The organism is Guptibacillus spartinae, assembly GCF_028610625.1.
GTDB lineage: Bacteria > Bacillota > Bacilli > Bacillales > Guptibacillaceae > Guptibacillus > Guptibacillus spartinae.
The window spans coordinates 168,399-182,375 of the sequence record NZ_JAQQWU010000001.1; the positions used below are offsets into that span (position 1 = coordinate 168,399).

General features: G+C 36.0%; 13 protein-coding genes and 1 pseudogene. 12 read left to right on the forward strand and 2 right to left on the reverse strand.

What is annotated here, in order from left to right; translation table 11 throughout:
* The first annotated feature begins 69 nt into the window (after positions 1-69).
* The 5 genes from PQ511_RS00910 (at position 70) to PQ511_RS00930 (ending at position 3,973) form a co-directional block, all read left to right on the forward strand.
* Positions 70-288, forward strand: coding sequence for a transcription initiation factor IIE subunit beta family protein (locus PQ511_RS00910; RefSeq protein ID WP_273850054.1), 219 nt, complete (start codon positions 70-72; stop codon positions 286-288).
* 225 nt (positions 289-513) lie between these two features.
* Positions 514-1,038, forward strand: coding sequence for a hypothetical protein (locus tag PQ511_RS00915; RefSeq protein ID WP_273850055.1), 525 nt, complete (start codon positions 514-516; stop codon positions 1,036-1,038).
* A 115-nt stretch (positions 1,039-1,153) separates the two neighbouring features.
* Entirely contained in the window at positions 1,154-2,563 is a 1,410-nt protein-coding gene (locus PQ511_RS00920) for a hypothetical protein (protein WP_273850056.1), read from the forward strand.
* Between the two features lie 226 nt (positions 2,564-2,789).
* Positions 2,790-3,245 (forward strand): pyridoxamine 5'-phosphate oxidase family protein, encoded by a 456-nt coding sequence (locus PQ511_RS00925; RefSeq protein ID WP_273850057.1) that lies wholly within the window; start codon positions 2,790-2,792, stop codon positions 3,243-3,245.
* Between the two features lie 101 nt (positions 3,246-3,346).
* Positions 3,347-3,973 (forward strand): TVP38/TMEM64 family protein, encoded by a 627-nt coding sequence (locus PQ511_RS00930; protein WP_273850058.1) that lies wholly within the window; start codon positions 3,347-3,349, stop codon positions 3,971-3,973.
* A gap of 532 nt (positions 3,974-4,505) precedes the next feature.
* On the opposite strand, the pseudogene PQ511_RS00935 reads toward PQ511_RS00930, so the two are convergent.
* Positions 4,506-4,865 (reverse strand): annotated as a pseudogene (locus PQ511_RS00935) (manganese catalase family protein); the annotation flags it as partial.
* 59 nt (positions 4,866-4,924) lie between these two features.
* Here PQ511_RS00935 and PQ511_RS00940 point away from each other — a divergent pair.
* From PQ511_RS00940 to PQ511_RS00965, 6 genes are all read left to right on the forward strand, one after another.
* Positions 4,925-6,487, forward strand: coding sequence for a recombinase family protein (locus PQ511_RS00940; protein WP_273850059.1), 1,563 nt, complete (start codon positions 4,925-4,927; stop codon positions 6,485-6,487).
* 95 nt (positions 6,488-6,582) lie between these two features.
* Positions 6,583-7,476 carry a hypothetical protein gene (locus PQ511_RS00945; RefSeq protein ID WP_273850060.1) on the forward strand — a complete coding sequence of 298 codons (894 nt, stop codon included), beginning with the start codon at positions 6,583-6,585 and terminating at the stop codon, positions 7,474-7,476.
* A gap of 116 nt (positions 7,477-7,592) precedes the next feature.
* A complete protein-coding gene (locus PQ511_RS00950; protein ID WP_273850061.1) occupies positions 7,593-8,351 on the forward strand; it encodes an ABC-three component system protein in 759 nt (252 codons plus the stop codon).
* Positions 8,348-8,581: an ABC-three component system middle component 7 gene (locus tag PQ511_RS00955; protein ID WP_273850062.1), complete on the forward strand. Its 234-nt coding sequence runs from the start codon at positions 8,348-8,350 to the stop codon at positions 8,579-8,581. The genes PQ511_RS00950 and PQ511_RS00955 overlap by 4 nt, the downstream gene beginning before the upstream one ends.
* Positions 8,565-10,169 (forward strand): DUF2326 domain-containing protein, encoded by a 1,605-nt coding sequence (locus tag PQ511_RS00960; protein WP_273850063.1) that lies wholly within the window; start codon positions 8,565-8,567, stop codon positions 10,167-10,169. Before PQ511_RS00955 ends, PQ511_RS00960 begins: the two co-directional genes overlap by 17 nt.
* A 235-nt stretch (positions 10,170-10,404) precedes the next feature.
* Entirely contained in the window at positions 10,405-10,776 is a 372-nt protein-coding gene (locus tag PQ511_RS00965) for a hypothetical protein (protein WP_273850064.1), read from the forward strand.
* A 255-nt stretch (positions 10,777-11,031) separates the two neighbouring features.
* On the opposite strand, the gene PQ511_RS00970 is transcribed toward PQ511_RS00965, so the two are convergent.
* Positions 11,032-11,580, reverse strand: coding sequence for a tyrosine-type recombinase/integrase (locus PQ511_RS00970; RefSeq protein WP_273850065.1), 549 nt, complete (start codon positions 11,578-11,580; stop codon positions 11,032-11,034).
* A gap of 1,531 nt (positions 11,581-13,111) precedes the next feature.
* Here PQ511_RS00970 and PQ511_RS00975 point away from each other — a divergent pair.
* Positions 13,112-13,969, forward strand: coding sequence for a hypothetical protein (locus PQ511_RS00975; protein WP_273850066.1), 858 nt, complete (start codon positions 13,112-13,114; stop codon positions 13,967-13,969).
* The last annotated feature ends 8 nt before the right edge of the window (positions 13,970-13,977 follow it).

Below are 13,977 nucleotides of genomic sequence, written 5' to 3' on the forward strand. Positions count from 1 at the left end.
CGATTACAAATTCGTAACATAGGGTAATAAATAGTGGTGAGCAAATGGCGTAACGAAAGGAGAATGGAGATGCAAAAAGAAATAGTAAGCTTTTTAAAAAACGTGGAAGAACCAGTCACAACTAGAGAGATTATGGAATACTTATCGGGTAAGGGGTTTAACCCTGATGAGGAAGAGCTCGTTCGAGCCATAAAGAATATGCCAAAGGGAGTAGTGAAGGAAGAATATGACGCATCGGTTATTGATCCTTCCCCATCCGTTGTATATAAAGCTGGACCGAACGCATAACGGTTTATTTTCGAAATCGATCAACAAAATACAACCCAAAAATGAGTAGAAATACGATTCCAACTCCATAGAGTAGATCGATGATAACTTCCATCTTAAGACATCCTTTCAAACTGTTTAGTTTAAGTGTACCAAATGTTCCTCCTCCCTTTAGATTTATTTGTTATGGAAGGGTAGAGAAATGATATAATAGGGTCATTGAGTGAAGCATGGAAGGATGTCGTCATGAAAAATTGGAAGTTGGATCGCTCAAAGTTGATCATCCTATTTTTTATTGCGTTTATTATTGTAGGCGCTGTCAACGTACTGTTTAGCGATCGTAAAATGAATACGAGTGAATACTTACTTAGTGAGAATCAGCGTGACGTTGTTTCGCGGTCTGAAACACAGCCGAAGATACCAGTAGGTGCGCTTGTCAATAGTAAGCTTGCTGAAAATGGTGCAATCACTCTTAAAGCTAAAATTAAATATGAAGGGGAAGAAGAGACAAAAATTGAGGTAGTCGATAATAGTATGTTAAATTATCAAATTACAGAAGAAAAGTCCGACAAAGTTATTGTCCCTTATGCGTCTTCAGACCCTTCCGTTCCAAAGTCAATCTCTACAGATGAAATTATTGAAGGAAAGTCTTTGACAACTGATCCACTTGATTCAGGGGTTTATCAAATTGAAGTGACGGTTCCGATTATAATGGACGAGAAGGAAGAGAGTTTCTTATTTCGCATACCTGTCGAGATTTCCTCATCATGAACACTAGAAAACTCCCAATTAGGGAGTTTTTTTATAGTAGTTCTTTTTATACTGGGTTAAACTGTCAGAAAGAAACTGATAGAATAGAAGGATACGACACAAGTGGAGGGTTTTTGTGAAGAAGCTGAATCTCTATAAAATTATCGCAATTTTCGTATCATTTGCTTTGTTTCTTATCATTTTTAATCACTTCCAACATGGTGAACCGAATTTTGAAGTAAATGACTCTATGTTTGATGTGTATGAATCAGTTCATGAATGGGAGAAGTCTATGAATAATAGTATTCCACAATTACAGTTAGCAAAAGAGATAGGGGCAATAAAAAATAATCAACATCGCATCCCTCTTCTCGCGGCTGAACGAGACCTAATGATCCATGATGTCATGGTTGTTCACTATGGCGCGGTCTATGTCACTTACTCCTTCTCCATGAAGGAAAAGGATGAACCGTATAATATACCTACGCTTCAAATTGGTTCCTTACGATTTAAAGGGAATGGGAACGCCGATCAATCCTATTTAGTAAATCAACAACAAATATCAAGTCAGACAAGTGGAAAGCCATCTGTGATTAATCATCGTATTTACCGTGCAGATATCTTATATCCGAATCTTGAGGAAACTGACTTTATTGAAGAATTTGATCAATTACCAGATGTTGATTCGGTTATGCTCGAAAATCTGGTCGTACAGGTGAGCGATGAGAAGGTGAAAGTCGATAATCAAGAGCTCGATTTGAGTAGTGATTACCCAAACCATCTTTATGGTGAAGCGGATTTGAATCAGAGGGTACATACAGAAGAAGGAAATTTTATTTTCACTCGTTTGGAGGCTGGGCTTAATTCAAATAAATTGTATATTGAAGGCATGGATAACCCACTTGCACGTATAGTGATGAAAAATACGAACCAAAAAGATTTTTATTCGTTTGAACGTCCTTTATTAAAAGATGATCGAGGGACTTTCGTGGCGCTTGAACCGTTTCGTTCGTTACAAGAGAAGTTTTCCTACAAAGTTAATGAAGTGATTTTCAATCAAGATGGCGTGATTCGTAAGGAGCTTACGAAAACGGATTGGAATGAGATGGAAAAGGATGAAAAGATTCCTCTGGGAGAATACAGTGGGCTAACCTATTCAATTCAAGCTGAAAATAAGGGGGACGGTAACCAGCTTGTTCTTTCAATTGATGCTAAGACAGGGGAGCCTCCACAATTATTGAGTCAGTTTTACATGGAAAGCAAGCAGGCTTATGAAGATCGTTTACGTTCAGTACCAGAAGAGGAACGAGCGATTTATGAAGAACAAAAACCGCCTTTATTAAGTATACAAGATAAAAATAAAAATGATGTTCTCATCTACCAAACGTCTTCTAGAGAGGTACCGAAAGAATTTCGGATTGATTTTGATTATGAACATTTTTCTTCAGGATTGCCTGCTGTGATCACCTTATCAAACTTACCTGATTTCGAGTCAGTGGATGTTAATTTAAAAGGGACTCTAGAATTAAACGAAAAAAATAAATAAAAAATTTAAATTTGAAGTTTGGTTTTTAGTGAATGGGGAATATTCTTTTCATAACCCCCTAAGTAGTTTGAAAGTGATTTTCCCCCTGTTAACCGTACTCATGTGAGTGCGGTTTTTTTATTTCATACATGAAATGGAGATGAAAGGATGAAGCGTTTCCATTAACCGGTATTCGTGGTAACCTTTTAGGAGAGACTCAATTATAGAAAGTGAGAGGATGAGGCATTTGGCGAAGAAAGGAATTTTGACTGAGCTTACTGAAGATCTTGTATCTTTTTTTGAAGGGGAGAAGCTTGTCATGCTTTCAACGATTGACCATGAAAGCGGGACTCCAAACGTATCAGCCATATCATGGGTGAAATGTTTAAATAAGAATAACATTCGCTTTTCAGTTACATCAAACTCACGTACGATTCAAAATGTAAGAGAGAATGCGAATGTTGTCTTAACCATCATTGGATTGGAAACCGTGTATTCCATTCACGGAAATGCCTCAATCCTTGAAGAAGCCATGAAAGGTGTTTCATTAAAACTTGCGAAAATTAATGTGAAGATCGATCAAGTAATGGAAACAATGTTTTGGGGAGCAAAAATTACAGCCGAACCCCAATATGAGAAAACGTATAACCAAAAAAAAGCAGAAGAATTAGATGAAGAAGTGTATGAAGCGTTATTGAAATAGCAACATACTTTCTTATCACAATTTTTTGTGATTTAATGAAAGAATAAGCATTTTGTGCTGTCGCTCTGACATATGCACCAGGAAACGAGGTTGATTCCCATATGGAGTGGGAAATGATTAAAGACTTTTTAAATGAAGAAACAATCAGACAATGGCTGGGGCAATATCGTGCGCTTGGGCCACTACCAGGAATTCTGCTTCCTATGCTTGAAGCGGTGATTCCAATCTTGCCGCTGTTTCTATTCGTAGCAGGGAATGCTGCAGCGTATGGATTTTGGTATGGTTCTTTGCTTTCATGGCTCGGTGCATCTCTTGGTGCTCTGATTGTTTTTATGGTGGTCAGACGGCTTGCAAGGCAGCGTTTCATGCGAGTAGTAACCAAACACGCTAAAATCGAAAAAACACTACGCTGGATCGAGCGACATGGATTTGGAATGGTGTTCCTGCTTCTATGCTTTCCATTTACACCTTCAGCATTAATTAATGTGGTGGCAGGTCTCTCCAATATGAGTATTCGAAGTTTTGTTCTAGCTGTTTTACTTGGGAAAATGGTGATGATCTTAATCGTCTCTTTTATTGGACATGATGTATTTGCGTTAATCCATCAACCACTGCAGTTAGTTCTCATTCTTGTGGCGATCGTCCTCCTTTGGGGAGCGGGTAAATTAATTGAAGTGAAACTAAATCAGCGTCCTCGCAAGCATCGCACTGAGGATCAGGCTAGATAAATAGAAAGCCATGCCGGTTTCGGCATGGCTTTTGTGTGCATCCGTTTCTAAACGCTCGTCTTCGCTTTTCGTGAGATCCAGCTACAGCGCCCAGACACTCGGTCACTTCACCCTATAACTCGAACACAAAAACCGTGTTCAATTTATAGGGTTCCAGTGCCTGCCGTGTCTAACCGCTCACTTCCGCTTCCTCTCGATCGCTTCACCTCCTAAAATGAACACAAAGACCGTGTTCTTTTGATAAGGCTCCAGCGCTTGTCGACCCTAACCGCCCACTTCCGCTTTTCAAATGATCCAGCTACGACTCGCAGAAACTGCGATATTTCACTCTTTCACCAGAACACAAAAAGCGTGTTCTAGTTCAAGAGTTCCAATATCTCCGTTTCTAAACGCTCGTCTTCGCTTTTCGTAGATCCAGCTGCAGTGGGCAGACACTCGGTCACTTCACCTTTTCATCCGAACACAAAAACCGTGTTCAAATGAAAAGGTTCCAGTGCCTGCCGTGTCTAACCGCCCACTTCCGCTTTTCTAGTTAAAATATCCTTTTTTTGTCTCTTTCTTCTTTAAGTATTTCAACGGCTTCTCGGAAGCGTTGGGAGTGGATGATTTCGCGTTCTCTTAGGAAGGCGAGGGAGTCGTTTAGGTCTGGGTCGTCTGAGAGGTCGATGATCCATTGGTAGGTGGCTCGTGCTTTTTCTTCTGCGGCGATGTCTTCGTACAGGTCAGCGATGGGATCGCCTTTAGCGGCGATGTAACTTGCTGTCCACGGTACGCCAGCTGCGTTGGAATAAAAGAGGGCACTGTCATGATTGGCGTAATGGGCGCCAAGTCCAGCTTCTTTCATTTGGTCGGCTGTGGCATCTTTGGTTAGTTTATAGATTGAAACCAATATGCAACTATGGTAAAGTATTGATACATCAACATTTATCAAACTTACAGAGGAGCATGAGAGTGGAAAATACATTGCCAATGACTAAAATAAAGAAGGTTGCCATTTACAGCAGGAAATCCAGACCAGATGAAACTGATGAGGTCATAAAAAGGCAGTTAGCTTATCTTGTTGATAAATGTGTAGAAAATAACTGGGAATTTGAGGTCTTTCAAGAAATTGGATCATCTCAACAAATGGATGTGAAGAATAGACCAGAATTAAATAAAATGTTAGATAAGGTAAAGGCATTTCATTATGATGCTGTTGTAGTAACTGATCAGGATAGACTTTCTAGAACTACAGTAGGCTTTTCTCAGATCAAAGAAATCCTTACTAATTATGGTGTACACCTTGTAACATCTTCTAAAATATATGACTACACTTCTCAAGAAGATGACTTGATGAGTGATATGCAGTCAATTGTAGCAAAGCAAGAGTACCTAAACATTAAGAAAAGACTGGTAAGAGGTAAGAGACAGTCAGCAAAAGAGGGTAACTGGGTAGGAGGCAAAACTCCTATAGGTTACAGCTATGACCATAAAACTAAAAAATTAGTGCCTGATGAAAATGCTCCTGTTATCAAAAGGATCTTTACATTATACCTTGCAGGCAACACCTCTACAGATATAGAGAGAATGTTTGACTTAGAAGGGATATTAACTCCTACAGGATCAAAGTGGAATAAGGCAAGAATATCTGTAGTACTGGCTAATCCAGTTTATAAGGGTACTGTTATCTATGGTAAGACAAGAATCTCTAAAACAAGTAAAAAACCAAGTGGATCTCCAAGACAGTTAAAGACAGAGAATGATGAGCAGATCATCTTTGAAAATGCTCATGAGCCTATAGTTTCTGTTGAGGATTGGGATAAAGCAAAAGCAATTAGAGAGGGAAGATTAACTAGACCTCCTAGTGCAAGGATTGGAAAAGTTATTTTTACTGGATTAATCAAGTGTGCCATCTGTGGAAGGACTCACAGTTTCCAAAGAAGAAAAGGTAAAGAGTTGAGAGTTACATCCTGTCAAACAAGAAACTATAGTGAGGATGGGATTAAGTACACCACCTGTAAGAATAAAGGAGTTAAACTAGAGAATTTTGAAGCAGTATTCTTTTCAAAGTTTGCTCAGTTTGTAGATAGGTTGGAGCTGTATCTAGAGGATGTTAAAGGAAACATTAAGGAAGATGAGACTAATCCTGTAGATGAAAAAAATGTACTAACTAACAATCTAAAGAGGATAGAGGCAAGTATTAAAAAGGTACAGCAAGGTTATATAGCTGAGATTTTCACTGAGGAAGATGCCCAGAAACAGATAAAGCAGTTAAAAGCTCAGAGAGAGCATACTGAGGCTCAGTTAGAAAGATTGAATAGTAGGACTAATGATGAGAAGGTAAAAGAGCTAGAGGCTGTCTTGGAAAGGCTAAAGAGCTTGCTAAAAGGTGAGTCTGAATTAGAAACAAAAGAAATGAATCAATTGCTTACATCTGTAATAGATAGGATTGAGTATAAGAGGGTTGGCGATCACAAAGCAGAGATTGATATGAAAATACACTATAAAGGGCAGGCAGAGGAGCTAGAGCAGTAATTCTAGCTTCTTTTTTATAGGTATAAAGCTCTGAATATTGTTATATTTTCTGTTATTATAAAGATATGAAGATTTTGGCAATAGGAGTGTAGTGAATGTATCAGGATGATATAGATAAAATCTTAAAGGAAAGCTCATTGTATGACAGATATGAAATTACATCTCAAAACAAAGAATTATTGAATACTATGTTTAAAGATGAAGTAACAATAGATACATATTGTAAAGACTGTGGAAAGGAAAGCACATTCAAAGCAAAAATGCATAACTCACAATTAAAGACTATAAATGGTCTTACTAAAGAAGGGATTGGAAGATCACATCTTATGGGATCTACTGTATCTGAGGATGGAACTGTTGATGTCCAGGAGGATATTGATAGTTACATATTAAAAAGGTTTTGGAATAATGTAGCTCCTCTGGTTCATAGATTCACATGTCAAAGAGATGAAAGTCACAAAATGTTTTTTATATTTTTAGTCAGGGATAATGCTCTTATGAAAATAGGACAATACCCTTCCACAGCTACTATTGATAATGCTGACTTACAGAAATACAGAAAGATTCTAGGAAATGATAAATACAAGGAGTTAAGTAAGGGAGTAGGCTTAGCCTCTCATGGGGTAGGTATAGGCTCTTTTGTTTATCTGAGAAGGATATTTGAGGGGTTAATTGAAGAGAGTCATCACAAGGCAAAGAATGAGCTTAGCGACTGGAATGAGGATGATTATAGACAGGCTAGGATGAATGAAAGAATAAAATTATTGGAGGATTACTTACCACCCTTTTTAGTAGAGAATAGTGTACTGTATGGCATTCTTAGTAAGGGTGTCCATGAGTTAGATGAGGATACATGTTTGCAGATGTTCCCTAATATTCAGGTAGCGATTGAAATAATATTAGATGAGAAGATAGCTGAAAGGGAGAAAGAGAGTAAACTAAAAAAGGCATCAAGATTTCTAAAAGAAACACATGAAAATTTTAAGTGAAGCAAGCAAAACAAAGAGGCTTTTTAGTCTCTTTTTACTTAGATATGAAGTTGTTAAATGGAGATAGCATAGATTTTAGTTTTATAGACTTTTGTGTCAAAGGTGGTGTGTTTTAAATGCCTAAGAGAAGAAAACCAACTGAAAATGAGAATGCAATACTTCTTGCAGAAGTAGAAAATATGTGCCCTCTATGTACAAGACCCCTTATGTATGAAAAGGGTGGGAAAAAATATAAAATATTTCAAGGTGCTCATATCTATCCTCTTAATCCTACTGAACAAGAAAAAGAATTATTAAAGAATGAGGAAGTAATTCATGAGGATGTAAATGACCTAACAAATTTCATCGCATTATGTACTGAATGCCATACAAAGTTTGATAATCCTAGAACTGTCAAAGAATATAGGTTGTTATTAAGCATGAAGAAAAACATTTTGTCTAAAAGTGAGTCCAGAGCTAAGTACCATGATTATCAAATAGAATCAGAAATAAAGGAAGTTATTGCCACCCTTGTAGAGGAGTTTAATGAAGGATCTCTAAAACCATTGGAATTAAAGGCATTAAGGCTGGATGAAAAATCTGATGAAACATTAACAGGTATAACCAAAATAAGAATTAGAACTGAAATCACTGAATATTACTATTATATACAGGAGCAGTTTTTCCAGTTAGATAGTCAATACCCTAGATCATTTAATGCAATAGCCTCACAAGTTAGCGCATTCTATAACAGTTTAAGCAGAACTGAATCTTCCCAAGAAATAATATATGAGCAACTTACTGAATGGCTCTCTAAAAAAACTGGTAATACTTCTTCTGGAGCATGTGCAATTGTTATTTCATTTTTCATACAAAATTGTGAGGTGTTTTCATGATAGTACCTAACAAGGTTATAAGGTTTAGTGATTCAATTATAGGTAAAATGCCTATTATTCTTGAGTATATCTCAACAAAAGAAATGACAATAAAGGAATTATACTTTTCTACACAGAATCACTTTGAAGAGATTGATGAGTTTATTTACTCAATAGATGTTTTATATCTACTTGATGCCATAAGGGTAGATTTTGATAAAGGAGTAGTCAAATATGTTAGTAAGGATTAAAAGCGCAATATTTGCAGAAGATAAAATTGAGTTTCATCAGGGATTGAATGTAGTCTTAGGCGATAATAAAGGCTCTAACTCTATAGGTAAATCAACTTTACTGATGATGATAGATTTTATCTATGGAGGTAATACATATCAAAATCATAATAGCGATGTTATAACTCATTTGGGTCATCATGATTTTGGGTTTACTTTTAAATTTGACAATTATGAATATCATTTTGTGAGAGGTACAGAAAATCCAGATATAGTTTATAAAAGTAATGAAAAATATGAAAAACTATATAAGATGAAGGTGAATGACTACACTAATAAGCTAAAGAGGTATTATGATTTAGCATCAGATCAAATAACTTTTAGAACTGCTGTAAGTACCTATTCAAGAGTATGGGGAAAAGAAAATTACAATGTTAATAAACCTCTGCATAGCTTTCATAAGCAAGTATTTAGTCAATCAGTTACAAATTTAATTAAATTATTTAATAAATATAATGCTATTGAATTGCAGGATAAGGAATTAAAAGACCTAGAGGATAAAAAGCAGGTATTAAATAAAGCTGGCAAGTATAAGTTGATCCCTAAGATAACTAAGAAAGAATTTGATAAAAACCTCAAAGAAATTAAATCTCTTAATAAAGAAATTGAAAGGTTGGGGAAAAGCGCTTATAGTACCTCAGGTGATATTAAAGAAATAGTCTCTGATGAAATGATTGATCTTAGAGAAAAGAAGAAAAAACTGATTGAAGAGAGAGAATATTACATATCTAGACTAAATAGGACAACAAGGACAATAAAAAAGTCAGCGGATGCTGGGTTTGAGAGCCTAATGGAGTTTTTCCCTGATGTTGATCTTGAGAAATTGCAAAATATTGAATCCTTCCATGAGGGAATAAGCTCGATACTTAGTAATGAGCTAGAAGATGCTCGAAAAGAATTATCAAATAAAATAGATGAGTTAGAGAAAGAAATCAATGCAGTTATTAAACAGCAAGATCACCTTCTTAACCCTGATGAAGAGCTTACAGTATTTATAGATACTTTAATTGAATATTCATCAAAGGTAAAGAATCTTAAGCTAGAAAATGAGTACTATAACAAGTTGACTAATGTTAGAGAAGATGCAAGTACCAAAAAGGGGGAGCTTGAAGAATTAAAGGAGAAAATTGTAGAGGAACTTAACAAGGCGATTAATACAAAATTAAAAGAAATCAATGACTTTATTCATGAGGACAAAAGGGCAGCACCAGAAATTAATTTAACCTACAATAAATATGATTTTAAAGTTTTTGATAATACTGGGACTGGTAAAGCATATACTAATTTAATTATTTTTGACCTAGCTATATTGTCATTAACTGATTTACCCTTTATCATGCATGACTCATTCTTATTTAAGAATATTGAGAAGGATGCAGTGGAGAAAATTATTAAGTTTTATAGCTCAATGTCTAAGCAAGTGTTTATTGCTATTGATATTATTGATATGTACAATCAAGAAACCCAAGATATTTTACAAAGAAATAAAGTAATACAATTGTCTGAGGATAATTTACTGACAAAATTGGATTGGAGAGATAGTAAATAAGGAAAGATTCTCTCCTTTTTAAAGGCAGGGTTTAGCAATTAGCTAAGCGCTGTCTTTTTTGTTCATTCTAGATAATTCCTTAATGCAATTTCCAGACTAAGGATTTGAAATTTGTAAAAGAAAGAGGAAGAAAGGTAAATAAGATAATGAATTACACTATACTGGAATACATTGACATATATTTGTTTTTTGCTAAGATCTAGCTTAGCTAACTAAAAAAAGGTGTGAATGCAAAATGTATATTGACAAAGGAATACTTACTAAGGATGAGCTGACATTAATAGCCAGGTACCCTGATAAGATACAGAGTAGGTTAGAGGAGGAGGTACTTAAAGCAAAGGAAGTAGAAATTAGCTCATTTTCATATGATAATTGGATTAAGTGGATGGAGACAGGCAAGCAAATTTCTTTTGATGGAAATGTAACAAGCATAGGGGATCTAAATACATACAGGCTTGCAAGGAAAGCAGTTGAAATGGAAGAAGGTTTCAGTATTGAACCCCATGAAAAAGAAATTGACTTTGATGACAGAATAGAAAGTTTCAAACAGTATCCTAAAGGCTCAAGAGTTAGAGCTAATGGTGATTTAATTAAGAGGGAGGAGTGATCCTCTCTTTTTTATTTATAGGAAAGTATTCCTGCTATATTCAAAAAATAGGAAACAGAATTTTCTCAGAGGATACAACAAATAATTGGAAGGGGGTGCTACATGCCTCTAATTCCTTTAAAAATGGAATATGTATATATGGTACACAACTTGCACTGGATATTAGCCCTCTGTCCCCCTTTGGGTGGGGTAAAGTTTACAAATAGGATTGCTATATCAAACAGAAAAAGCTCCCTAAACAGAGAGCCTTATCAGTTATATTCCTATAGACATTGTAGAGGTTACTTTATTAGCCTCATCTTGAGTGATTCCAATATACCTTAATGTAACTGCTTGTGTGCTGTGATTAAATATGTACTGTAGCAAGGACAGATCCACACCATTCTTATAAGCCATGTAGCCAAAAGTCTTTCTGAGGCTATGACAGCTAAGAGTAATACCTATCATATCTCCTGCCTTAGCTACAATCCTATGAGCCTGTACTCTGCTTATTGGCTTGCTCCTATCCTTATTACTGTAGAAAAGGAAGTCATCAGGCTGTAGATTATTAGCCTCTACATAATCCCTTATCAGTAACTGTAGCTTTGCATTAAGCTGTATGATCTTCTCTTTACCTGTTTTCTCTTCTCTGTCCTTCCAGATCCCTTGCGAGCTATCCTGTACATTAGCCCTCAATATATCAGATATCCTAAGCCCTGTATTTAAGCTGTAGGCTAAGAGCAGATACTGCTTAGATCCTTTCTTATATACCTCCATTACTTCTCTTATCATTACTGGATCAGTTATAGGCTGAGCTGTATTCATTTATGTACCTCCTGTATGTAATGTAAATACTCATTGTGTTACTTTTCAACCCCTACAAAACAACAGTAGCAATAAAACCTCTACAAATCAATGTTTAACAGGTAACACAATGCAATTAAGTTACATTTTTTCTTGATACTCATTCATTCCAGTTATATAAGAATGTTTATTATTCCTACTGAAACAAGGGAGGATACACTACAGGAATGGATCAGATTGTAGGCAGGGCAAGGGCTGAGGTCTCTTGCTTGTGGATAACCTGTGGATAACTTATGCAAAAGGGCAGGTACTTGCAGGGCTTGTTTCTTGGATATTTTAAGCATTATTCCCCTCCTACAATAACTACCCCTGCTACCTAACTGGATCTTATACTGCTCTCTTACTGATCTCTTACAGTCCTCTTTAAGTTATTCTCCTCCTTGAGCTACATTACTTACTGGATCTGTATAGAAATAAGACATAAAAAAAGCCCCTCACTATAGCAATTAAGCTACAGCAAGGGGGGGCTACAGTATTTTATTACACTACATATATAAAAAACTGCTATCTAAACAGATATTAAAAGAGACTAGGAGGAGAGTACTGCCAACTGCTTTCCCACAGAAAGAAATTGCTTTCCTCATCCTGCCTACATCCAATCAAGATAAGAGCTATGCACACCAACAGCACACAGCCTTTAGGAGAGTGTACAGAGAATTAATCTAACAAAAGATTAAAGCTCCCTACATTTATTTATCCTGCTGTATGACTATTTTTAAAGGCTCAGTACAATATTTACTTACTGTTATTTAGTCAGGCATGTAGCTGTCTTTTTTAACCCTGTACCACATCCTGCGACTGAATCAATTACTTAATAATAAAGAGTAAGAGATAGTAAAGCAGGTAGTTCAGTATAAATTTTTTGTACACAATGACTGCTATCCCTGTCATGGCAGTTATTAAGACCTAAAGAGATTAGAGATAGGAGCTAAAGCTCCACAACTACTTAGAAAAGATCTGAGTAACTTAAAACATAACTACAATAACTCCTGTACTACCTCCCTGACTGTCTTTACTGCTCCTAACTGCTTAGAGAGCTCCTGACTGCCTCAACTGGGTATAAGCCCTTATATTGTAGCTACTAAAGTTATTAAGACATTCCCTTTATTGTATGAGGACTGACCATAGGGAAGGACTTAGGCTTTAGCCTATACTACCTTTAACTATGTCAAGACTAAGAAGAAACTTTTGCCTTAAAATGGCTGTACCTCTTGTGGCTCTAAGGCTCAAGCCTCTTTTTTTTATGTTCACAAAATACCCCCAATCAAGCCTGTTTATGTTCACAAAATACCCCCAATCAAATCAGAGTATTAATCCTACCCCCTGTCATGTTTTTATATTTAACTCTAATCATAGTAATGAGACCGCTAAAAAAACTTTTTATAACTTTTTTACTCAAAGTACTTGTTAAGTACCCCATGCAGCTGGATGTATTAGTGAACAAAAGAAAGGAGCTGATTAGCTCACTTAAAAACACATGGAGGGTTATACAATGAAACAAGTAAGAGGCACAGAATATATCAATAGAGATACAGGAGAGATACATGAATTTGCTTATGCTAGGACAGTAGATCAGGAGAAAGCATATCAGGAGAAAAAGCAGAGAGAGGACAGCAGAAAGAAAGCTAAAGCTTTTACCTTCTCAAATATGGAAAATGCTAAGGAGGCTATTGAGGTGCTAACAACAGTAGAGCTAGGATATTTTCTGGTATTACAGACTTATGTAAGGTATGAGGATAATGTATTGATTAAATCCAGTCATAATCCTGTACCAATGAATAGAGGAGACATTGGAGAGGTCTTAGGTATCAATAACAGGAGTCAGATTAAGAAACATATTGATAACTTTTTAGATAAAGAAATGATGTCAACTAAGGCAATTACAGTAGAAGGTAAGCAGGTAGATGCTTTTGTTATTAATAATAAATATCACTTTAAAGGCAGGACAGAAAATAAAAGAGTAGTCAAGGCTTTCTCAGAGCAGATCAGAAAGCTGTATCAGGCTAACATCAATAAAAAGAATAAGAAAAAACCTGCTGATATGGGCTTTTTATATTTAATCTTGCCTTACATCAACTATGAAAATAATGTACTTTGTACTAATCCTTTTGAAACTGAGGGAGAGGTTATTGAGGCACTATCAATAGCAGATATTTGTAAGATTACAGGGCTAGATAAGAAGAATGTACAGGCTAAAATAAACAATCTTAAATGGGATGGGATGACAGTTTTTGCTAAGGTCTTAAAAGGCAGAAAAACACATCTAAAACTTAATCCTTTTGTATTTTACAGAAAAGATGGAGAGCCTGATAAGTCATTACAAGCAGATTTCTTAATCAGAGGAAACTAAGGAGGATC

Bases quoted from the DNA above. Each gene is read 5' to 3' on its own strand.
- PQ511_RS00910 (WP_273850054.1), top strand. From the start codon at position 70: ATGCAAAAAGAAATAGTAAGCTTTTTAAAAAACGTGGAAGAACCAGTC.
- PQ511_RS00915 (WP_273850055.1), top strand. From the start codon at position 514: ATGAAAAATTGGAAGTTGGATCGCTCAAAGTTGATCATCCTATTTTTT.
- PQ511_RS00930 (WP_273850058.1), top strand. From the start codon at position 3,347: ATGGAGTGGGAAATGATTAAAGACTTTTTAAATGAAGAAACAATCAGA.
- PQ511_RS00945 (WP_273850060.1), top strand. From the start codon at position 6,583: ATGTATCAGGATGATATAGATAAAATCTTAAAGGAAAGCTCATTGTAT.
- PQ511_RS00950 (WP_273850061.1), top strand. From the start codon at position 7,593: ATGCCTAAGAGAAGAAAACCAACTGAAAATGAGAATGCAATACTTCTT.
- PQ511_RS00955 (WP_273850062.1), top strand. From the start codon at position 8,348: ATGATAGTACCTAACAAGGTTATAAGGTTTAGTGATTCAATTATAGGT.
- PQ511_RS00960 (WP_273850063.1), top strand. From the start codon at position 8,565: ATGTTAGTAAGGATTAAAAGCGCAATATTTGCAGAAGATAAAATTGAG.
- PQ511_RS00965 (WP_273850064.1), top strand. From the start codon at position 10,405: ATGTATATTGACAAAGGAATACTTACTAAGGATGAGCTGACATTAATA.
- PQ511_RS00970 (WP_273850065.1), bottom strand. From the start codon at position 11,580: ATGAATACAGCTCAGCCTATAACTGATCCAGTAATGATAAGAGAAGTA.
- PQ511_RS00975 (WP_273850066.1), top strand. From the start codon at position 13,112: ATGAAACAAGTAAGAGGCACAGAATATATCAATAGAGATACAGGAGAG.